Genomic DNA, 22,100 nt, shown 5'->3' on the forward strand with positions numbered 1-22,100 from the left:
ATATATGAGGAAGCTTGAGTTGCATTGGCAAATACTGATAGGAATGTTGGCAGGTGTTTTATTTGCATTGGCAATGGTTCAATTGGAATGGGGACCAAAATTCATTTCGGATTGGATTAAACCTTTTGGTAACATTTTTATCAATTCATTAAAGCTTATAGCCGTTCCTCTTATTTTAGGCTCATTGATCAAAGGTGTATCCGATTTAAAGGATATCTCCAAGCTTTCCCAAATGGGCGGTCGTACCATCGGTATTTATATTGCTACAACAGTAATTGCTGTTACTATAGGATTAGGAGTGGTAAATATTGTAAAACCTGGTGCCTCCATTACGGAAGAAACCAGGGTAGAACTTGTTGAGAACTACAAAGGTGATGCGGATGCAATTAAAAGCAAAGCCGATAAGCAAAAAGAAGCAGGACCGTTGCAGGCTTTAGAAGATTTGGTTCCTAGTAATATTTTTAAAGCTGCTTCAGATAACGGTAATATGTTACAGGTAATTTTCTTTGCAATATTTTTTGGTATAGGACTTATTCTAATACCTGAAGAACAGGCTACACCGGTAAAAAAATTCTTTGACGGATTTAATGAAGTTATTCTAAAACTGATCGATTTGATTATGCTGGCCGCACCGTTCGGTGTATTTGCGTTACTGGCCGCTTTAATAGTAGAATCGCCAAGTTTAGATCTATTCAAAGCTTTGGCGTGGTATGCCTTTTGCGTGGTTTTAGGACTTTCGCTAATGTTAGGGGTCTATTTAATAATGGTCTGGGTATTTACCAAAACATCGCCCAATACGTTTATGAAAGGTATGTCGCCCGCTCAACTGCTTGCTTTTTCCACAAGTTCAAGTGCTGCTACCTTACCGGTAACCATGGAAAGGGTTGAGGAGCATTTGGGTGTAGACGAGGAGGTAACAAGTTTTGTATTGCCAATTGGTGCAACGGTAAACATGGATGGTACTAGTCTTTATCAAGCTATAGCAGCTGTCTTCATAGCACAGGCATTTGGGATGGAGTTGAGCTTGTCCGCCCAACTAGGGATTATAGTTACCGCAACTTTGGCCTCTATAGGTAGTGCGGCAGTACCTGGGGCAGGTATGGTCATGTTGGTCATAGTTCTTGCCCAAGCAGGTATACCGGAAGCGGGCTTAGCTTTAATATTTGCCGTAGATAGACCCTTGGATATGTGTAGAACGGTCATAAATGTATCCGGTGATGCATCTGTTTCTATGATGGTGGCTAAATCTGTAGGGAAATTACATGAACCAAAAATTAAGAATTGGGATGATAACTACAAAAAGTAAATATATCTATTTTACTCTTTAAGTTTATCTGCGCCGTCAGTGGCATCCTTAAAACTAAGGTCATTGTCAACAACATCTTTATAGGCTTGAATCCATGCATTTCTAAATATTCTTGTAACGGTAGGTAAAATCTTTGTTTTTACGTTGTTTAAATCGCCTTCAACGGGTATTTTGGTCGCAAGGGTATCTTGTTTATGATTTTTTAAAATGAACTTAAAAAAGCCGACAAATCCCTCCCATAGGGTTTTTAAAAATCCATCGTCTTTACCAATAAGTTTTGCATTTTTTAAAATTGGTTTAAACGATCCCTTCATATAACCATCGGCAATGGCAAGTTCGCCGAAGAGATCAAAAGAGCCCTCGTCAAAATCAATACCTGCGTAATAATTGGTAAAATCATTAAGAGCTTTAGCATTGGCACTTTCCAAGCTAAAAGAAATATCCATATCAGGTATTTCCTTTACCAGGTTCATCTTGCCATCTAGAACAACGTTTCCATTTCCTATTGAAGTTGCTGTGGCGTGAATATTAGAAGGTAAAGTCCTTGTCTTTTCTACCACATTTCTAAGGTTTGATGCAGACAATTGTACGTTGGCCAAATGTAAATCAATGTTAGGATCTGCCTGTAATTGTAGAAAAGCAAATTTGCCATTTTTAACGGTAAATTGATTTATATCAATTGGTACTAAATCTGTAAGTGCTTTTGACCAATCCTCGGTATCTGCCACACCAGTAGTATCTTGTTGGTCTTCAAATACATATAATATTGTAGGTTCGGTCATCTCAATTTCGCTTACTATTTTACCATGAAAAAGAGCATTCCATTCTACTGAAATATCGGTCTCTTTAATATCCAAAAACGGCAACTCGTTATTGCCATTGACCGTGTTTAAGTACATTCCATGAATGGTATATGCTCCGCGGATCAGCGATATGTCTATATCTTCAACATGACCGTAATAACCAGGTATATCTGCAAGTACTTTGTTAACGTAATTTTTTGCTAAAGAGGGCAGAGATAAACGAAGTATAAGCAGAAATACTACCAATAGGATGGGGATTATGTATCTCTTCTTCTTGTAGCGTGATTTATGTACCTCGTTCATCTAATTCAAAATTTATTTAAAACATTTATAATATAAACGTTTTAAATTAAAACTATTGATATACAAGGCGATAGAAGTAAAAAAATTAAGGTTAGAATTAAAAATAGCTTTTTAAATGTCTAAAGGCGGTATTTAAATGAATTTACGTTTTAAATCCTCAGTAGGAATCATGCAAGCTTCTTTTTTACCGTACCATTTATATCTGTTTGCGGCTATAAAATCGTATACGATATTGCGAAAAGACTCGGGAAGCCACAGTAAAATGGAGGAAATAGTACGCAAGCCTCTTAAATTTTTTCCAATTTCAAGTGCTGCGGTAGATTTAGTGTAGTAAGCAATGTTAGGTTCAATAAGAATTATAGAGTCCACTTTCTTAGTGTCAATACTTCGTTCTTCCAATAACCTTTTACCGGTTTCACTCTGTAGGGCAGCATATCTAAAAATGTCATTTTCATCTCTTTTAATGGCAAACTGAACACTGCTATTGCAAAGATTGCAAATGCCATCAAAAAGAATAATTTTTTTATTTGATTCCACTTTGTAAAATTAAGACAAATGACAAACAACTATTCACAACATATTTATAATTTCTTAACTTAAAACTGCTTTTGAATAATAGTCGGTAGCTCTAGATATGCGTATTACATCTGTTTTTTAATCGTATACGATTTAATGTAACTATTTGAAATTGAGTTGCTATTTCTTTTTTTCTACCATTTCTAATTGATCAACGCTAACATTAGTGGTAAAAATGCCATAGTTAACAATTGCCTTGCCTTTTTCCAGGGAGTCAATGCTGCCAACAGCTTTACCATCTAGCATGCGAACACGATCACCAATTTTAAATACTGGTCTTGGCTTGTTTTTTTCTTTGAAAAGGGCTTTTTTCTTTTCAACCTTCTTTTTTTCTCGAATTACCTTTACCTCTTTTTGAACTTCCTGGGCCACTTTTGCTTTTTTAGCACGTTCTGCCTTTGCCTGGTTTGCGGTCTTCTTCTTACGCTTACTGTTCTCGGTTTCAACTATTCTTAATAGTTCGGAAACTAAAGGTCTTTTCTTGTTGTCTTGAAAATATTTATCAGCGGCAACGTTAACTTTATTGCCCAATTGTATCATACGCTGATCATGATCGTAGAGTTCTTGGTAGTTCTCTAGTTTTGACTTTATTTTGGCGTTCAATTTTTCTAACCTTTCATTTTCTTCCCTGGCCCTGTCTTCTTCCTCTTTTAACCTAGAGCCGGTCTGCGCCATTTTACTACGTTCTTTTTGTAGTTTGGCAATGGTGGCATCAAATCGGACCTTGCCGCGTTCAATCTTCTTTTTCGCCTTATTGATAAGCGAATATGGAATACCATTTTTCTGGGCGACCTCAAATGTAAATGAGCTTCCTGCTTGTCCCAAAATCAGCTGAAAAGTAGGTTCAAGTGTTTTACCGTCAAAAAGCATATTGGCATTGGTCACATGAGGCAGTTCATTGGCAAGTGCCTTCAAGTTGGCATAGTGTGTCGTAATTACGCCGTATGAACCTCTTTCATAAAAAACTTCTAGAAAGGCTTCTGCAAGCGCTCCGCCAAGTTCAGGATCACTACCGGTACCGAATTCATCAATTAGAAATAAGGTGTTATCATCGCACCGTTTTAAAAATTGGTTCATGTTTTTAAGGCGATAACTGTATGTACTTAGATGGTTTTCAATACTTTGGTTATCTCCAATATCGGTTAAAATCTTTTTGAAGAAGCAAACCTCGCTTCTTTCATGAACAGGGATCAGCATTCCGCTTTGAAGCATTACTTGAAGTAACCCAATGGTTTTTAAGGTAATACTTTTACCACCGGCATTAGGACCGGAAATGACTATGATTCTATTTTCTTGATGAAGCTCAATGGTTTGTGGATAGGTTTTTTCATTCTTGCGCTTGTTGTTCAAGAATAACAGCGGGTGATAGGCATCACGTAGAAACAACCTATTGTTGGAATTGATATTGGGCAATAAAGCGTTGATATCTTGCGCGTACTTAGCTTTTGCCGCAATAACATCTGCTTGACTTAGAAAGTCTTGATAATCGCTTAAAAGTGCTCTAAATGGTCTTATTTGATTTGTTAGCTCCTTAAGAATGCGTTGAACTTCTTCTTTTTCTTCGAATTCCAAATTGTTGAGCTCTCTGCTGTATTTTAAGGCCGCCTCAGGCTCTATATAAATAATACTGCCTGTTTTAGAAGTACCCATAACCGCACCTTTTACTTTTTTACGGTACATTGCCTTCACCGCCAGCACTCTTCTGTTCTCAACAACGGACTCTCTAATTTCGTCTAAATAATCAGATGATTGATAGCTGTTTAGTGCGGAACCAAAGCTTTGGCTGATTTTTCCACGAACTACATTGATCTGTCTTCTAATAATCAATAATTCATTGGAGGCATTGTCCTTGACCTCTCCAAACCGGTCTATTACGTTATTGATCAGTACTGGGATTTCAGTATTTTGCTCTAATCTCAAAGCAAAATCATGCAATAGAGGATAATAATCCTTGAATTTTTTAAAAAATCTTTGGTGTTCAACTACTGCGGTACAAATACTTGCAATTCTTTTAAATCCCTGTAGTTCTAGTGTTGTATTTTCTATCTTTAAGAGTTTCAGGTCAGCACTTATGGAGTCGAATCCATGATTGGGGATTCTATTTTCGCTTATAAACGAAGACAGGTATTCTGCAGTTTTGCCCAGTTCTAATTTTATGACCTCTTCCGTTATAAAAGGTGTTATGTTCAATGCTGCTTCTTTGCCCAGCTCTGTATGGCAACGAGTAGAAACTTGTTGCAATACAGAAGGGAATTCTAAGTCTTGTAATGTTTTGGAATGTATGTTTGCCACGTTCTTTTTAATGAGTTGCAAAGGTACGCATTGGCAATGATATTTTGTAGATAGTATTCGGCCGGCTAAAACAGGTAATAGGTGTTTATTAGTTCATTGACTTTTGACATGGTTAATAGTAACTTTGATGTTGAAATGGAATACGATACTATTATGAATGTTTATTTAGATCAAAGTTGGAGAAATGAACTGGAACAAGAGTTTGATAAGCCTTACTATAAAAACTTGATGCAATTTGTAAAAAGCGAGTATGAGCAACATACCTGTTATCCGGAATATTCAAATATCTTTTCCGCGTTCAATCACTGCAAATTCCAGGACACCAAGGTGGTGATTATTGGTCAAGATCCTTATCACGGTCCTGATCAGGCAAATGGTTTATGTTTTTCGGTCAAGGAGGGAATTAAGCATCCACCATCATTGGTCAACATTTTTAAAGAAATTGAAAGTGATTTAGGTAATCCCTATCCTGAAAGTGGCAATCTCGAGAAATGGGGAAAACAAGGTGTTTTACTATTAAATGCTACGCTTACCGTAAGGGCTCATGAGCCGGGAAGTCATCAAAGACAAGGTTGGGAGGTATTTACGGATGCAGTGATTTCCAAATTGTCCAAGAATAGAGATAATTTAATTTTTATGCTTTGGGGCGGATATGCAAAAAAAAAGGTAAAACTTATAGATACTAATAAACATCATATATTGACATCGGGCCATCCTTCACCATTAAGTGCAAATCGTGGCTATTGGTTTGGTAACGAACATTTTTCATCTTGTAATAAAATATTGACCAATTTGGGCAATAAATGTATAGCGTGGTAAGTTAGATATTTATTAAAAGCATTAAATTTAGCTTGTACTTAAGGGTACAATCTAAGATTCTAACTTAAACAACAACTCAAAATGAATAATTTAGATAGACTAAATACCATTTTATTGGTAGACGATGATGATGCCAGTAACTTCTTACATTCCATCTTTATCAATAAATTGGATATGGATGTAAATATCAATTCTGCTTTAAATGGTCAAGAAGCTATAGATTTTATACTTGGTAAAGGTCAAGAGCAATTGGAATTGCCATGTATGGTCATGTTGGATTTAAGAATGCCCGTTATGGATGGCTGGCAGTTTATGGATGCTTACGAAGATTTAGTACCTAAAAAATTGAAAGATCAAATTACCATTGTTCTGGTTACCATAAGTGATAATAAGGAGGATAAACAACGTGCAATTGATAACAAGCATATTGCGGATTTTGCCCAGAAACCACTTTCTGATGAAACCTTTAAGGCTTTAATTCAAAAACATTATAGTCTAGCCGCAATTTAATTCAATTCAATTCAATATTTCTTCTGAGGGAAGAATACTGTCAATCAAATTCAATTTCTTTAGCGTATTCTGAACATTGGTCAATGTAGGCTCCGGTAATTGTTTTTGGCTCCATTCCGTAATGTTCAGCCATTCTTGAATATCTTCCAATTTTTGTTGATATCGATTTGCCAAGGTACTGTCTATTCTAGGAATTTGTTTAAATTCTGCCGTGTACATATTAATTATTTCAAGGATATGATTCAGTAGGTTTCCATTTTCTTTCAGAAAAGAATTCGTACCCACCAAAACAAAGCATGGCCATGGTGTAGGGCAATTTCCTAAGTGTTTAAAAATCCCTTTGTCAACAAGAGGCTTTGTGGTAAAACGCTCCCACATGAAATAATCTGCCGTACCTGTAGAAAGACCCTCAACGGCCCCGTCAAGGTTGTTTATTATATTGAATTTCAAATTTTCAGTGTCCCAGCCCATGTTTGTTGCTTGAACATAGGACATTAGGTGGCTACCACTACCATAACGGCTTATGGCAGCTGTAGTGTCTTTTAAATCGTCTAAAGAGTTGAAAGAACTTTTTGCAGCTACATGAATAGCCCAAAGAAGGGGAGATGCAATATATTCTTGAATAATTTTTACAGGATTGCCCTCTGTAATACTTTTTACGATACCCTCAGTTAAAATGATAGCCAGGTCGGTATCGTTATTCCTGAGCATTTGGCTCATTCTGCCAGTACCTTCAGGAACTTCCGTCCATTCCAAGTTAATACCTCTTTCTTCAAAAGCACCTTCTTCAATGGCTAAATGCCATGGTAGGTTAAAGTGTTCTGGAACACCTATGATCTTAACGGTTTTCATCTAATTTGTTTTTAAGGTAATCGTAAATGGCATATTGAGAACGTATACTTTTTTCATTAGGCAATTTTTCAACTTTTCTGTTAGAGTTTTCTAAATCCAATATACGGGCCTTTTGATTGTCCTTCAGTTGAAGGGTAAGAATGTGTTTTAATTCATCAAAAATGTCTTCATCTAAAATTGGCGTCAATACTTCAATTCGTCTGTCAAGATTACGGGTCATCCAGTCAGCAGAACCAATATACATTAATTCATCCCCACCATTTTCAAATACATAAATTCTACCATGTTCTAAATAACGATCTACTATGCTGGTGATATATACATTGTCTTTCATACCCTCCGTAAGGCTATTATTTGCGGTCAAATAACAACAAAAGCCCCTAACTATAAGTCTTACGTTAACTCCTGCATTTACAGCTCTATACAACGCCCTGATCATGTCAGAATCTTCTAGACTGTTCATTTTGGCTGTGATTGAAGCTTTTTTGCCTTCTCTAGCAGCATTTATTTCGTTTTGTATAAGGTTCAGGAAAGTAATTCTAGTGGTAAACGGAGAAACCAATAGACGTTTTAGCTTTGGCACAATAATTTTGCGCTCTAGGACCTGAAAAACCTGACCTAAATCTTTTGTAATTTTCTTATTAGCTGTAAATAGGCCGTGGTCACAATAAATTTTAGAGGTTTTGGCATTGAAATTACCGGTACCAATGTATGCATATCGTTTTAATTTGCTGTTTTCCTTTCTAAATACCATAGCTATTTTAGAATGCACTTTTACTTGTGGTATACTAAAAATTACTTTGGCACCTTTTTCCTCAAAAATACGTCCCCATTTTATATTGTTGGCTTCATCGAACCTAGCTTGTGCTTCTACGAATAGGGTGACGTTCTTACCATTTTCTAATGCTTTTAAAATAGCATCTGCCAAAGAAGAAGTTTCGGCAATACGGTAAATAGTCATTTTTATAGCGGTAACATGTGGATCGGTAGCTGCAGAACTCAAAAAATCTTCAACAACTTTAAAATCTTGATACGGAAAATGTACCAATTGGTCTTTTTGGGCAATACTTTCAAAAATATTTTCGCTAAAAGATAATTTAGGATGTGGTAATGGCGGCTTTTCTTGATATTGCAAATGTTCTGTGCCTTCCGGAAGAGGGAAAGAAAAGAAATCTGACAAGTTGTGATAGATACCTCCTGGGGAAAGATCTACAGTACCCAGATCAAAATCGGACTTTAGGGATTCTATTAACCAGCTTGGCATAGATTCATCGTAAAGTAATCGCGTGGCTTGTCCATGTAAGCGTTTATCCAGCGAATTATAAATTTTTTCTACTAGTTCAATATCGGAATAGTCGTCTTCTAGATATAATTCCGCATCCCTGGAAAGTTTAATGGAATAGCAGCCTATAATTTCTTTTTCAGGTAGCAATTTTTTAATATTCAATCTAATGGCATCGTCCAGAAAACAAAATTGATGTCCAATTCCAGGTAAACTAATAAATCTATCTTGGTTGCGGGTAGGTATCTCAACAATACTATATTCTTGGTTAGGATGCGAAACCACCATGTACAGAGCTCCGTCCGTTAACTCTAAATTTTCCTTGTGCACCGCACACAATTCTTTGATACTCTTGTCAAATAAAGACGCTACGTATTGTTCTTGTTCATCTGTAAAGTTGGAAGCATTGCGAATATAAATATCATGCTTCTCTAATTCGGAAAGCGTGTTTTTTATAACATTGCCAAATTCAACTTGTTGCTGGTTTATTGTTTGTAGTATATGTTGTAAGGTAGTGTTGGCCTTAAACATTAATTTCTTTCGAAATTTTTTGTCCAATTGCTTTATTTGACGTAGTTGAGAAACACGTACTTTAAAGTACTCATCTAGGTTAGATGAAAAAATGGCTAAAAATTTTAATCGTTCTAATAATGGCGTGTCGGCACTTTTAGCTTCAAGCAAAACACGTTCATTAAAATAAAGCCAATTAATATCTCTATGCTTAAAGTTGTCTTTTTTCATGATAGGGTTTGCGTAAAAATAAGAAGTACAATAGTAAAATATTGTAAAAGAATGTTAAGCCAATTGTTTTAGACAAAATTCTATCAATCTGTCAACAGATTCGGTTGGGGTAATGGAGAATTCGCCCGTTGACCTATTGGCTAAAATACAGTTCATTGAAACTGCCTCATGACCTAATAGTTGAGCCAGGGCATAAATACCCGAAGTTTCCATCTCCAGGTTCGTCAATTTGAGCTCCTTGAATTTAAAGGTCGATAATTTTTCCATTAACTCCATCTGGCTGGGCTTGATTCTTAATTGTCGTTGCTGGGGTCCGTAAAACCCGGTATTTGTTGCTGTAAAGCCTAATCGTATACGATTATCGCTGAACCGCTTTCCAAGTTTTTCCGAGTATGAGAGAACGTAAGGTCTCGCTTTGTGGGCATTCCATGAGGTATGTGCAATAAATTCATCTTCTATTTCAGGATAGTTGATTTTATCATGCTCGTAGAAATGTAACAAGCCGTCAAAACCTATGGAGTATTTACTGATCAGAAAAGAATCGATAGGAATATCTGGCTGTATAGCTCCGGTTGTACCAATTCGTATAATATCTAAAGAAGTATGTTTTTCTTTAAGCGTTCTTGTTTTAAAATCAATGTTTACCAGAGCATCCAACTCGTTTAGTACAATATCAATATTGTCCGTACCAATTCCGGTAGATATTACAGATATACGCTTGCCGTTTAAGTGCCCGGTGTGCGTATGAAATTCGCGTTTTCCCTTTTTTACTTCAATAGTATCAAAATGTTGGGAAACCTGACGAACCCTATCCGGGTCGCCTACGGTGATAACGGTTGTTGCAATATCTTCTGGTAATAAGTTGAGATGGTAGATACTACCATCTTCATTGATGATAAGCTCAGCAGGCTTTAGTTGCATGCTATAATTTTAAGATTCGGTTTGTACTGGTGTTATATAGGAAATTGTACTTTAAAGCACCTCCTAAATACACATCGTTGTCTTGAATACAAGAATAATAACTAGTTTGTCCGTCCAAAATTTCTTTTCCTTTTTTAGAAAGTCTAACCGGGTTAAGGCTTGTTATCAAAGGTTTTAACCTTGTTAGTGCACGGTCATATTGCGTGTTGGAAAATCCTAAGTTACCCTGGTTTTTAAGCAGAATATCCATGTATTCTGTTTTTGATTTTGGTTTTTTGTCAATAGCGAGTTGTAAAATGGTGTTCTCCATTTCGTTTAGACCGTTATTAATACTAGGGAAACGCTTTAAATGAGACTTTACGGCATCACCTAGATAATCAAACTGATAATCATTGAAGTCCGTTAGGTTTTCTAAACGAATAGGATTGTTGCTGCAATACAATTGCCAAACATAATCGGCATATTCCGTATCGTCTTGGGACAATATTTTTTTATTCTTATAAAGACTCAACAATTGGTCGTCCGTAAGCTCGTTAAGACTATATAGTTTATCGGAATTATCTTCCTTGCCACTACAGACCAAAGATATTTGAGCGTATTTTCTATGCGTTAGTAACCAACTAATCACCGCTAGCATATTTACCTGGCAGAAAAGATCATATTCAAACCATAGTACAATATGGTCTTGTTGCTTATGGCTACATAAGGATCTATATTCTTTAAGGGTCTTTTCAATAAACCATGACTTGGAAACTTTGTAGTTTTTATGCAGAAATTCAAAACGAGCTTTCCAGAAAGATTCCGTACCTACATTGGGTAGCGTTTTTCCTTCACATAACATTTCGCGCCATGTGATGACATCGCCATCTAAATTTAATTTTTTAAGACGTTCTGTGAAAACATCGCCATTGGTTATGTGCAAGAGAGAACTCATACCAGGTTTGATTTAGTTTGATTAGATTAAAAATAATACTAAAAACAACGTTATAAAATAATTTAACAGAAAACAAATAGAACTTTCAAGGTAGTGTTTTTAGCATTATTAACCACCTACACGCTTCACCGCGAAGCCTTTATCCTTAAGTATAGTCATGATTTTGTCTCTGTAATCACCTTGAATAATAATTTTATCGTCTTTAAAACTGCCTCCTACACTAAGTTTGGTCTTCAATTCTTTGGCCAATTTTTTGAAATCTTCATCGGCACCGGTGTATCCTTCTAATATAGTTATCGGTTTTCCTTTGCGTTTTTCATATTTACAAATAATTGGGTCGTCTTGAAGCCAAATGGCATTGTCCGCTTTTTTCTCAACAGGTGTTTCCTCTATTTCGAGATCGGGAAATAAATTTTTTAATTGGTCTTTGAGGTCCATAGTTATTACTTTTTGATTAACCCAAGGTCTATTAATCTTTCATGCAAAAATTCACCTGCCGTAATATCTTCGTACAACTTTGGGTGGTCCTCATCAATACAGTTCTCCAGGCAATTTAAGGGCATTTCGCTAACCGGATGCATAAAGAATGGAATTGAATATCTGGAAGTTCCCCATAACTCTCTTGGAGGATTTACTACTTGGTGAATAGTTGATAACAATTTATTATTGGTCAAGCGGCTAAGCATGTCCCCAACATTGATCATCAATTGATCGGGTCTTGCAATGGCATCAACCCATTCTCCATCGTGGTTTTGTACCTGAAGACCTTTACCATGAGCCCCCATTAGCAGAGTTATGAGATTTATATCTCCATGGGCTGCCGCTCTTACCGCATTTTTAGGTTCAGTTGTAATAGGGGGGTAGTGTATTGGTCGTAAAATTGAATTTCCATTTTTAATGAAATCGTCAAAATAATATTCATCTAAATTTAGATGTAACGCTAGGGCACGTAAAACGTATCTGGCTGTTTTTTCTAGCATTTTATAGGTTTCTTTACCTACTTCGTTAAATTTGGGAAGCTCCTTGACAATGACGTTTGCCGGGTATTCTTTTTCTAATTGTTCATTATCTTCAACATATTGTCCAAAATGCCAGAACTCTTTTAGATCTCCTTCTTTTCTACCTTTGGCATGCTCTTTACCAAAAGAGGTATAACCACGTTGACCACCAATACCTTCTATTTCATAGCTGTCTTTTACATCACTTGGCAAATCAAAGAATTTTTTGATTTCTGAATATAAGGTATCTACAAATTCTTCCGATAGAAAATGTCCACTTAGGGCTACAAACCCTATATCTTCAAACGCTTTTCCAATTTCATCAATAAACTTTTGTTTTCTTTTAGGGTCTTCAGAAAGAAAATCCCTCAAATCAACACTGGGTACTAAGCTCATATTTATAAAGATTTTACGTAAAATTAATAATTATTGTCCAGTTATTGGCGTTGTTACAATCGATAGTTACTATAGGTAATTTCGTTACATTTATGTTTTAATAGCCAAAATTGATCCAATCAATGAATTATACTGATTTTAAGGTAGCTCACGATGTTAAGTTAAAACTTTACAAATCAATGCTTAAGCCTCGTATGGTAGAAGAAAAGATGTTGGTTCTATTGAGGCAGGGCAAAGTTTCTAAATGGTTTAGTGGTATTGGTCAAGAAGCAATTTCTGTAGGGGTTGCTATGGCCTTAAATGATGATGAGTACATATTGCCAATGCATAGAAATCTAGGTGTTTTTACTACACGGGAAATACCCCTTTACAGATTATTTGCCCAGTGGCAAGGTAAGGCAAGCGGTTTTACCCAAGGTAGGGATCGCAGCTTTCATTTTGGCAGCCAAGATTTTAAAATTGTAGGAATGATTTCACATCTGGGTCCGCAATTAGGTGTGGCCGATGGTATTGCACTTGCCCATAAATTAAAAAACGAGAAAAAGATTACCGCCGTTTTTACGGGAGAAGGAGCTACTAGCGAAGGAGATTTTCATGAAGCCTTAAATGTGGCTTCAGTTTGGGATTTGCCCGTTCTTTTCTGTGTAGAGAACAACGGTTATGGCTTGTCAACACCAACAAATGAGCAATTTAGGTGTAAACATATAGCGGATAAGGGAGTTGGTTACGGAATGGAATCTCATATCATAGATGGCAATAACATATTGGAAGTCTTTTTTAAGGTCTCTCATTTGGTCAGGGATATGCGAATAAATCCTAGACCGGTTTTATTGGAATTTAAAACATTTCGTATGCGCGGACATGAAGAAGCTAGCGGTACGCACTATGTACCCCAAGAACTTTTAGATGCTTGGGCAGAGAAAGATCCACTGGAAAATTTTACGCAATATCTTATTGAAGAAAAACTTTTGACAAAAGAAAGTATTGCAAATTATAAGGCGGATATTAAAGCTGAAATTGACGAGCACCTAAGGATAGCCTTCACCGAAGATGCAATTAGACCAGGTGAAAGTAAAGAATTAAATGAGGTATATCAAAAATTTGATTTAAAAGAAATTAGACCAAGTAGATTTGTCACCAATATACGATTAGTAGATGCCATTTCAGAGGGGTTGCGACAATCTATGAAGAAGTTTGATAACCTAGTAATTATGGGTCAAGACGTTGCCGAGTATGGTGGTGTATTCAAAATTACGGATGGTTTTGTAAACGATTTTGGTAAAGAACGCGTGCGCAATACCCCCATATGTGAATCTGCCATTGTTTCTGCGGCAATGGGTTTGTCGATCAATGGAATGAAAGCCGTTATGGAAATGCAATTTGCGGATTTTGCCAGTAGTGGTTTCAACCCAATAGTAAATTATTTGGCAAAAAGTTATTACAGATGGGGCGAGAAAGCGGATGTAGTTATAAGAATGCCCTGTGGTGGCGGTGTTGCCGCTGGTCCTTTTCATTCACAGACAAATGAAGCTTGGTTTACAAAAACGCCAGGACTTAAAGTGGTATATCCAGCTTTTCCTTATGATGCCAAAGGGTTATTGGCAACGTCAATAGAAGATCCTAATCCCGTTTTGTTCTTTGAGCACAAAGGTTTGTACAGAAGTCTTTATCAAGAAGTGCCCGTAGACTACTATACTTTGCCCTTAGGTAAGGCCAGTGTTTTAAAGCAAGGTGATCAAATTTCTATTGTAACCTATGGCGCAGGTGTACATTGGGCTTTGGAGGTTTTAGAAAAAAATCCGGAAATACGTGCAGACTTACTAGATCTAAGAACATTACAGCCATTGGACACCAAGGCCATTTTTGATTCTGTAGTGAGAACTGGAAAATTAATAATTCTTCAAGAAGATAGTCTCTTTGGTGGTATTGCAAGTGATATTTCGGCAATGGTCACTGAAAATTGTTTTGAATATTTAGACGGACCAATAAAACGGGTGGGTAGTTTAGATACTCCAATTCCTTTTAATACAAAGTTAGAACAGCAATATCTGGCAAAATCAAGGTTTGAAGCTGATTTAAAAGAGTTAATAGCATATTAAATAATTTGTATTTAATTCAAACCATTTATATAGAGCTTCTAGAATTAACTTTAGTATCCTCATTTCAGCATTATCAAGTATCCATTTTAGGTTGTTAGCTATCTGTTCATTAAGTAAACCCGTTAACAATAGTATTAAAAGAGGTAATAGGTTTTTGGGTTTAGCTACATCTTTGCCATGTCATTTGGTCGATTAAATATTGATTTTTAATCTAAAAAATGATTTAAAACGTATATGAATCAAACCTAAATAATTACTTATGAAAAAAATGATTTGGCTTTTAAGCATTGTGCTTTTGGCATCCTCTTGTTCAGTTTCTAAAAATGCGAGAGAAAAGCGTAACCTTTTAAGTGGCACATGGGCATTGAACAATGTGTCCTTTGAAGGCAATACCGGTAATGTAAAAGCTGTTTTGTTCAATGATGTAGAAGATATTTGTCTAGAAGGCAGTGAATGGTTCTTTCGTGATAACAACAGTACGGGAAGGTATACAATTAGTCCATCTACTTTTTGTACCGGTGGCGATCGTTATATTAGATGGTCTGTAGTTGAGCGTGAAGAAAACTATACGAGCCAGCTGCAATTTAAATTTATTAATGAGAAAAATCAAGATATATCTGGAGGCGTAGGATATCGTTTAAATATAGAGAACCTTACAGAATACGCCATGACTTTAAAGTCCAATGTTATGGTAGAAGGTGCTCCAGTAAATGTTGTATACGAATTCACAAAAAAATAACCTACTTCAATTAAAATTAAACATATGAAAACAATGATATTACGTAGAACTAGTTACTTTCTTGCTCTTGCATTGGTAATGAGCTGTAGTACGGTAAAAAATGCAAATAAGACACAAAAAGGAGCTGTAATCGGTGCCACTGGAGGTGCGGTGATCGGTGGTGTTTTAGGGAACAATGTAGGCAGTGGTAATAATACCGCTCTTGGTGCAATTTTAGGAGCTGCCATTGGTGGGGCCGCAGGTGGATATATTGGCAATAGAATGGACCGTCAAGCAGAACGTATAGAGGAAGAGATACCAGGGGCAGAGGTAAAACGTGTGGGTGAAGGTATTAACGTAACCTTCAACGAAGATGCCGGTGTTTATTTTGATACCAACAAAAGTAATGTACAGGGTACATCAGCGGCTACTTTAGATAAGCTAGTGAACATTTTTAAGGAGTACCCACAGTCTAATATTCTAGTTGAAGGGCATACGGATAGTGCCGGTGCAGAAGAGTATAATCTAAATCTTTCTAAACAAAGAGCGGAATCTGTTACCAATTATCTTATTAGTCAAGGTGTAGCCGCTAGCCGTTTTGATACCAAGTGGTATGGTGAAACGCAGCCAGTAGGTGATAATGCCACTACAGCAGGTAAAGCTAAAAATAGACGTGTAGAATTAGCTATTGTTGCAAGTGAGTCCTTGAAACAAGAGGCACAGACGCAAACCAACTAATAGATACGAATTTTAGTATTGAGTTAAAATTAAAGCCCTGCATTTGCAGGGCTTTTTTGTTTTTGGTGTAACTTCCATGCAGTGAAAGAGCATGGCATATTAATTATTGGAGGCGGATTGGCAGGTTTGACTGCTGCCATTCATTTGGCTTTGGAAGGCTTAGACGTTGCCGTTATTGAAATTCAGCAATATCCGCAACATAAAGTATGCGGCGAGTATGTCTCAAAGGAAATTGAGCCCTATTTGAAGGGATTAGGTGTAGACTTAAAAATTTCTGGTGCCTTGGCTATTTCAAAATTTCAAATAAGTACGCAAGACGGATTTATGGTGCAAACAGAATTACCATTGGGCGGATTCGGGATCAGTAGGTATGCATTTGATAATTTATTATTTAAAAGAGCTCAGGAATTAGGTGTCCATTTTTATTTTGAAAAGGTTGTTGAAACAGTTTTTAAAGAAGATTCTTTTACTATCAAAACCAAGACCGGATGTTATTCTTCTAAAATGGCCATAGGTGCTTATGGTAAACGTTCCGTTCTTGATAAAAATTTAAATCGGGATTTTAGTAAGAATAAACAATCTTGGTTAGCGGTAAAGGCGCATTATAACAATAACGATTTTCCAGAGAATTTGGTTGCGCTACATAATTTTAAAGGAGGTTATGGGGGATTGTCAAAAACAGAGACCGGGGCGGTAAATTTCTGTTATTTGGCACATTATGATAGTTTCAAGACGTATAAAGATGTAAATAGTTTTAATAAGGCGGTAGTTGCTGAAAATCCTTTTTTAAAGAAATTCTTGTCAACTTCAGAGTCTATATTTGAACGGCCCATGACCATTGCCCAAATAGCTTTCGATAAAAAAGAAACCATTGTCGATCATATGCTTATGTGCGGAGATACGGCAGGTCTTATACATCCACTATGCGGTAATGGAATGGCAATTGCCATTCATAGCGCCAAAATAGCTTCTGAATTAATTGTACGGTTTTTTAGTGATGCAGATTATTCGAGAAACCTATTAGAACAAGATTATAAGTTGGCTTGGGCAAAAGCTTTTAAAAAACGCCTATGGTTTGGTAGAAAGTTACAAGGTATTCTAATGAACAAAGCATTGGTTTCGTTAGGAATAAAATCCGTTGGAAGGTCCAGTTCAATATTGAAATATATAATCTCTAAAACCCACGGGGACTTGATAACATAATGGTAGATTTTACACATAGAAGTAGCGAGGTGGAGATTATGGATACCTTTTCTGGTAACATAAGTGAGCTCGAAACTATTCTACAAGATATCAATAGGGTAAATAAGTTGTTGGGTGGTTATAGTATTACTTTAAGTGCTGTATTTGAGATGATTAACAAAGGGCATAAAGAATCGTATACGATTTTAGATGTGGGTTGTGCTGAGGGAACCATGTTACGAAAGCTGGCGGATGAAGCAAGAAAGCACAATATCAAGGTAAAATTGATTGGAGTTGATTTTAACGAACAAGCCTTACGATTGGCACAACAGTATTCATCTAACTATCCAGAAATCAGTTACGTTAATACCGATATTTTAAAGACCGATTTTTCTAATAGTGATATTGATGTGGTAATGTCTACGTTGACCTTGCATCATTTTACGGATAATGGAATCATAAAATTTGTAAATAGATTTGTGGAAATAGCAAAATTAGGGGTGGTTATAAATGATTTGGAACGTAGTCCTGTAGCGTATTCTTTGTTTAAGGCATTTAGTTTCTTTTTTATAAAAACAGATATTGCCAAAAAGGACGGATTATTATCTATACGTAGGGCATTTAAAGAAGAGGAATTAAAACATTTTGCAAGTAGGGTTACCAATGCATCCCATAAAATAAAATGGAAATGGGCATTTAGATATGTGTGGATTTTAAAAAAGAAATAGGTAGATTGAAGATTAAGAATAGCTATGGGTCATACAAGAATTGTTAATGTTGTTAAAGAATTGCCACCGTATTCTAGAGATACAAAGGATATTATTCCCCTTGTAGAATATTGGTTGAGTGATCAGGAAGATCGTTTTACCAGAAAGGTGGTTAAGATTTTTGAAGGTGCTGCCGTAGATAAACGCTATTCTATTATGCCTCCTGAAGATGTGTTCATAACTACATCTTTTGAAGATAAAAACAAGATTTACAGTAGAGAAGCTAAACGAATGGGCGCAAATGTCCTAAAAAACGCATTACGGAAAAGTGAATGGGCGGCTTCATCAATAGATTATATCATTACGGTTAGCTGTACAGGTATTATGATTCCGTCTTTAGATGCCTATTTGATCAATGATGTAGGATTGCGACAAGATGTTGTTAGGCTTCCGGTCACAGAAATGGGTTGCGCTGCAGGGGTATCGGGTCTTATTTATGCCCATAATTTCTTGAAAGCCAATCCTGGTAAGCGCTTAGCATTAGTCGCGGTAGAAAGTCCTACCGCAACCTTTCAGCTTCAGGATTTTTCTATGGCAAATATGGTCAGTGCCGCAATTTTTGGAGATGGTGCGGCTTGCGTGCTATTATCATCAGAAGAAGATGCAGTTGGTCCTAGGATAGTAGGAGAAGAAATGTATCACTTTAAGGATGCTACCGAAATGATGGGTTTCGATTTAACCAACCACGGATTAAAAATGATTCTAGATCCAGCGGTACCAGAAACTATTTCCGATCATTTTGAGGATATCGTTCATCCATTTCTAAAAAAGTATGAGAGTAATATAAATAAAGTAGATCATTTAATATTTCATCCCGGAGGAAAAAAAATAGTGCAGACAGTAGAATCGCTTTTTGGTGCCCTTGGTAAGAATATTGATGATACTAGAGAAGTGTTACGCCTGTATGGTAATATGAGTAGTGCAACTGTTTTATACGTTTTGGAGCGTTTTTTAGAGAAAGACATAGCAGCAGGTGAGCAGGGGTTAATATTGAGTTTTGGTCCCGGTTTCTCGGCACAACGCGTTTTAATTGAATGGTAGAACTATTAAATTACGATGATGAGAGGTAAGTATTGGGCATTAATATTAGGAGGAAGTAGTGGATTAGGACTTGCAACGGCAAAGAAATTAGCTCGTCATGGTTATCATGTTCTTATAATGCACCGTGATCGCCGTGCCGCTATGGATGAAATAGAAAAGGATTTTACTGAAATTAGAAGCTACGGAAATGACTTTTTATCAATGAACGTAGATGTGCTAAATGCCGATAAACGGGCAGGTATTATTTCTGATATTCAGCAACAACTGCCGCAAGGGCATCTAATAAAGGTCATGGTTCACAGTGTCGCAAAAGGTACTTTAAAACCAATGTATTCACGTAGTGAAGCATCGTTAAGCGATACTGATTTTAGAATTACGTTTAATGCGATGGCTTTAAGTCTGTATGATTGGACCAAGGCATTGGTAACTGCAGATTTGTTTGCTGAAGATACCAGAATCGTATCTTTTACAAGTGAAGGAAATACGAAAGCATTGCCAAATTATAGTGCCGTCTCTGTAGCTAAAGTAGCTTTAGAGGCGCTGACCAGAAGTATTGCCCTAGAATTTGCACCAATAGGTATAAAAGCAAATTGTATTCAGGCCGGTATTACCATGACAAAATCTTTATCTATGATTCCCGGTTTTGAAAAGATAAAAGAAAATGCGTTGAAGAGAAATCCGCAAAATCGGTTAACATTACCTGAAGATGTTGCAAATGCCGTGTATTTATTAACAATGGATGAAGCTAAGTGGATTACCGGTACAGTAATCAAAGTAGATGGTGGCGAAAGTTTGATTTAATAGGGAAGAAAATGAAAGAAACATATGATTGGATATTGAATAAACTTCCATATTCGGATCCATTCCTTTTTGTGCATGAAATTTTGGATATTAATGATACAATGGTGGAAGGCAGTTATAGGTTTTCGCCAAAATTGGATTTTTATCAAGGCCATTTTAAAAACGACCCAATTACACCAGGAGTAATTTTAACGGAGTGTTGTGCTCAAATTGGCCTGGTTTGTTTAGGTATTTATCTTTTAGGGCAAAAGACCAAATTAGAAAATTTTACCATTGGTATGAGCAGCTCTCAAATGGAGTTTTTGCTTCCGGTATTACCTGGAGAACGAGTTAGGGTGGTTTCAAATTTGATATATTTTAGATTTCAGAAATTAAAGTGCGAGGTTAAAATGTACAATGAAGATGATAAACTGGTCTGCAAAGGAATTTTAGCGGGCATGATAGGTGTAGCCAATGAATAGACGTGTAGTTATTACAGGGTTAGGGGTATGTGCACCAAATGGTGTAGGTTTAACCGATTTCACAAATGCCTTGCTGGAAGGTAAAAGTGGGCTTCGGCATCAACCAATTTTAGAGCAGTTGGGTTTTGGTTGCCAAGTAGCTGGCGAGCCACTGGTAGCGGATAAAACTATAGATAACTATTTTACGCCACTTGAACGTAGAGGCTTAAATGCAACGGGAATTGTATATGGAGTAATTGCAGGTCTGGATGCCTGGAAAGATGCGGGGTTGGATAAGAACAATACGGATGAACCAAGCTGGGATCGGGGTATCATTTTTGGTACCGGAATTTTAGGTGTGGATAAGTTTAGGGAAGCCATACATTTAATAGATGATGGTAATGTACGTAGGCTTGGCAGTACCTCGGTAATACAAACTATGGCGAGTGGTATAAGTGCCTATTTAGGCGGAATACTAGGTTGTGGAAATCAAGTGACCACGAACTCCGCGGCATGTACTACAGGTACCGAAGGTATTATCATGGCGTACGAAAGAATTCGTCAAGGAAAGGCCGACATAATGTTAACGGGCAGTTGTAGTGATAGTGGTCCGTATGTGTGGGGCGGTTTTGATGCCATGCGTATTTTACCAAGAGGTTACAATAATAAGCCTACGGAGGCAAGCCGGCCTATGAGTGCCACAGCTGCGGGATTTGTTCCCGGCAGTGGAGCCGGGGCATTGGTTCTTGAGTCTTTGGAAAGCGCCCAAAAACGAGGTGCAAATATTTATGCAGAAGTATTGGGAGGGGAAATCAATAGTGGTGGGCAGATGGGAGAAGGGTCCATGACAGCTCCAAATAGTATGGCTGTGCAGCGCTGCATACGTAATGCCATTGCCAATTCAGGAATTGAAGCGGCGGATATTGATGTCATAAATGGTCATTTGACCGCAACCACTAAAGATGCCTTAGAAATAGAAAACTGGACCAAGGCTCTATCTAGGAAGCAAGATGATTTTCCTTACATAAATTCGTTTAAAGGTTCTGTAGGCCATTGTTTAGCGGCCGCAGGTAGTATAGAATGTGTGGCAACCGTTTTGCAATTTAAAGAACAAGTAGTCTTTAAAAATGTAAACTGTGATGAAATAAATCCTGAAATTTTAGCATTAGTTTCGGAAGCTAATATACCTCGGCAAACAATTAAGTATGCTCCTAAAGTAATTGCAAAAGCAAGTTTTGGATTTGGAGATGTTAATGCTTGTATTATTTTTAAAAAATACTAACTATCAAAAACGTATACCAAAAGGTATTTTAAATGATTTTAATATGCTAAAAGAAGAAAAATATAAGAAATTAAAGGATATCGTAAAAATCTACTTACCCGAAGACGTAGCAGTCAAGGACATTGAGCAAAATAGTTACTTCATGAACGATTTAAATATTAACTCTGCAAATCTTGTAGATATCGTACTTGATGTTGAGGATGCATTTGACATTCGTCTGGAAAATGAGGACATGGAAAAGATGCAAACGGTTAACGATGCAATGGCAATAATAGATGCCAAGCTGGCACAAGACTGAT

The 22,100-nt window shown here is 36.8% G+C and carries 22 protein-coding genes; 13 read left to right on the forward strand and 9 right to left on the reverse strand.

Annotation, left to right across the window (positions count from 1 at the left end):
* Window positions 1-4: 4 nt before the first annotated feature.
* Entirely contained in the window at window positions 5-1,306 is a 1,302-nt protein-coding gene (locus QZ657_RS09130) for a dicarboxylate/amino acid:cation symporter (RefSeq protein WP_291966408.1), read from the forward strand.
* A gap of 11 nt (window positions 1,307-1,317) precedes the next feature.
* Here the strand turns inward: QZ657_RS09130 and QZ657_RS09135 are convergent, their stop codons facing one another.
* The 3 genes from QZ657_RS09135 to QZ657_RS09145 all read right to left on the reverse strand — a co-directional run bounded on the left by QZ657_RS09135 (window position 1,318) and on the right by QZ657_RS09145 (window position 5,280).
* Window positions 1,318-2,412 carry a DUF748 domain-containing protein gene (locus QZ657_RS09135; protein ID WP_291966410.1) on the reverse strand — a complete coding sequence of 365 codons (1,095 nt, stop codon included), beginning with the start codon at window positions 2,410-2,412 and terminating at the stop codon, window positions 1,318-1,320.
* Window positions 2,413-2,544: 132 nt separating this feature from the next.
* On the reverse strand, window positions 2,545-2,949 hold the full coding sequence (locus tag QZ657_RS09140) for a thiol-disulfide oxidoreductase DCC family protein (RefSeq protein ID WP_291966412.1): 405 nt from the start codon (window positions 2,947-2,949) through the stop codon (window positions 2,545-2,547).
* A 159-nt stretch (window positions 2,950-3,108) separates the two neighbouring features.
* Window positions 3,109-5,280 (reverse strand): endonuclease MutS2, encoded by a 2,172-nt coding sequence (locus QZ657_RS09145; RefSeq protein ID WP_291966414.1) that lies wholly within the window; start codon window positions 5,278-5,280, stop codon window positions 3,109-3,111.
* A gap of 153 nt (window positions 5,281-5,433) precedes the next feature.
* Between QZ657_RS09145 and QZ657_RS09150 the strand changes: the two genes are divergently transcribed.
* Both QZ657_RS09150 and QZ657_RS09155 read left to right on the forward strand, forming a co-directional pair.
* Window positions 5,434-6,099 carry a uracil-DNA glycosylase gene (locus QZ657_RS09150; RefSeq protein WP_291960977.1) on the forward strand — a complete coding sequence of 222 codons (666 nt, stop codon included), beginning with the start codon at window positions 5,434-5,436 and terminating at the stop codon, window positions 6,097-6,099.
* Between the two features lie 81 nt (window positions 6,100-6,180).
* Window positions 6,181-6,609, forward strand: coding sequence for a response regulator (locus QZ657_RS09155; RefSeq protein WP_276472384.1), 429 nt, complete (start codon window positions 6,181-6,183; stop codon window positions 6,607-6,609).
* A gap of 6 nt (window positions 6,610-6,615) precedes the next feature.
* Here the strand turns inward: QZ657_RS09155 and QZ657_RS09160 are convergent, their stop codons facing one another.
* The 6 genes from QZ657_RS09160 to QZ657_RS09185 form a co-directional block, all read right to left on the reverse strand.
* Entirely contained in the window at window positions 6,616-7,461 is an 846-nt protein-coding gene (locus QZ657_RS09160) for a substrate-binding domain-containing protein (protein WP_291966416.1), read from the reverse strand.
* The gene (gene ppk1 / locus QZ657_RS09165) at window positions 7,448-9,484 is read right to left on the reverse strand and encodes a polyphosphate kinase 1 (protein ID WP_291966418.1); all 2,037 of its coding nucleotides are present in this window, start codon (window positions 9,482-9,484) and stop codon (window positions 7,448-7,450) included. The genes QZ657_RS09160 and ppk1 overlap by 14 nt, the downstream gene beginning before the upstream one ends.
* Before the next feature lie 54 nt (window positions 9,485-9,538).
* On the reverse strand, window positions 9,539-10,405 hold the full coding sequence (locus QZ657_RS09170; RefSeq protein WP_291960945.1) for a nucleoside phosphorylase: 867 nt from the start codon (window positions 10,403-10,405) through the stop codon (window positions 9,539-9,541).
* 1 nt (window position 10,406) lies between these two features.
* On the reverse strand, window positions 10,407-11,339 hold the full coding sequence (locus tag QZ657_RS09175; protein ID WP_276472388.1) for a DUF1835 domain-containing protein: 933 nt from the start codon (window positions 11,337-11,339) through the stop codon (window positions 10,407-10,409).
* A gap of 108 nt (window positions 11,340-11,447) precedes the next feature.
* Complete coding sequence (locus QZ657_RS09180) at window positions 11,448-11,777, reverse strand: translation initiation factor (protein ID WP_291966420.1); 330 nt, start codon at window positions 11,775-11,777, stop codon at window positions 11,448-11,450.
* Between the two features lie 5 nt (window positions 11,778-11,782).
* Complete coding sequence (locus tag QZ657_RS09185; RefSeq protein WP_276472390.1) at window positions 11,783-12,733, reverse strand: isopenicillin N synthase family dioxygenase; 951 nt, start codon at window positions 12,731-12,733, stop codon at window positions 11,783-11,785.
* A gap of 122 nt (window positions 12,734-12,855) precedes the next feature.
* Between QZ657_RS09185 and QZ657_RS09190 the strand changes: the two genes are divergently transcribed.
* The 10 genes from QZ657_RS09190 (at window position 12,856) to QZ657_RS09235 (ending at window position 22,099) form a co-directional block, all read left to right on the forward strand.
* Window positions 12,856-14,832, forward strand: coding sequence for a dehydrogenase E1 component subunit alpha/beta (locus QZ657_RS09190; protein WP_291966421.1), 1,977 nt, complete (start codon window positions 12,856-12,858; stop codon window positions 14,830-14,832).
* A 259-nt stretch (window positions 14,833-15,091) separates the two neighbouring features.
* Entirely contained in the window at window positions 15,092-15,571 is a 480-nt protein-coding gene (locus QZ657_RS09195) for a lipocalin family protein (protein ID WP_276472392.1), read from the forward strand.
* Between the two features lie 24 nt (window positions 15,572-15,595).
* Window positions 15,596-16,288 carry an OmpA family protein gene (locus QZ657_RS09200; RefSeq protein ID WP_291966423.1) on the forward strand — a complete coding sequence of 231 codons (693 nt, stop codon included), beginning with the start codon at window positions 15,596-15,598 and terminating at the stop codon, window positions 16,286-16,288.
* A gap of 81 nt (window positions 16,289-16,369) precedes the next feature.
* On the forward strand, window positions 16,370-17,491 hold the full coding sequence (locus QZ657_RS09205; RefSeq protein ID WP_291966425.1) for an NAD(P)/FAD-dependent oxidoreductase: 1,122 nt from the start codon (window positions 16,370-16,372) through the stop codon (window positions 17,489-17,491).
* Complete coding sequence (locus QZ657_RS09210; protein WP_291966427.1) at window positions 17,491-18,198, forward strand: methyltransferase domain-containing protein; 708 nt, start codon at window positions 17,491-17,493, stop codon at window positions 18,196-18,198. The genes QZ657_RS09205 and QZ657_RS09210 overlap by 1 nt, the downstream gene beginning before the upstream one ends.
* A gap of 24 nt (window positions 18,199-18,222) precedes the next feature.
* Entirely contained in the window at window positions 18,223-19,278 is a 1,056-nt protein-coding gene (locus QZ657_RS09215) for a type III polyketide synthase (protein ID WP_291966429.1), read from the forward strand.
* A 15-nt stretch (window positions 19,279-19,293) separates the two neighbouring features.
* Window positions 19,294-20,079, forward strand: a complete 786-nt coding sequence (locus QZ657_RS09220; RefSeq protein WP_291966431.1) for an SDR family oxidoreductase — start codon at window positions 19,294-19,296, stop codon at window positions 20,077-20,079.
* A gap of 11 nt (window positions 20,080-20,090) precedes the next feature.
* On the forward strand, window positions 20,091-20,540 hold the full coding sequence (locus tag QZ657_RS09225; protein ID WP_291960930.1) for a 3-hydroxyacyl-ACP dehydratase FabZ family protein: 450 nt from the start codon (window positions 20,091-20,093) through the stop codon (window positions 20,538-20,540).
* Window positions 20,533-21,801 carry a beta-ketoacyl-[acyl-carrier-protein] synthase family protein gene (locus QZ657_RS09230; RefSeq protein ID WP_291966433.1) on the forward strand — a complete coding sequence of 423 codons (1,269 nt, stop codon included), beginning with the start codon at window positions 20,533-20,535 and terminating at the stop codon, window positions 21,799-21,801. Before QZ657_RS09225 ends, QZ657_RS09230 begins: the two co-directional genes overlap by 8 nt.
* Window positions 21,773-22,099, forward strand: a complete 327-nt coding sequence (locus tag QZ657_RS09235; RefSeq protein ID WP_366934164.1) for an acyl carrier protein — start codon at window positions 21,773-21,775, stop codon at window positions 22,097-22,099. Before QZ657_RS09230 ends, QZ657_RS09235 begins: the two co-directional genes overlap by 29 nt.
* Window position 22,100: the final 1 nt, after the last annotated feature.

It is taken from the genome of Maribacter sp. (assembly GCA_020629415.1).
In the GTDB taxonomy this organism is placed as follows: domain Bacteria; phylum Bacteroidota; class Bacteroidia; order Flavobacteriales; family Flavobacteriaceae; genus Maribacter; species Maribacter huludaoensis.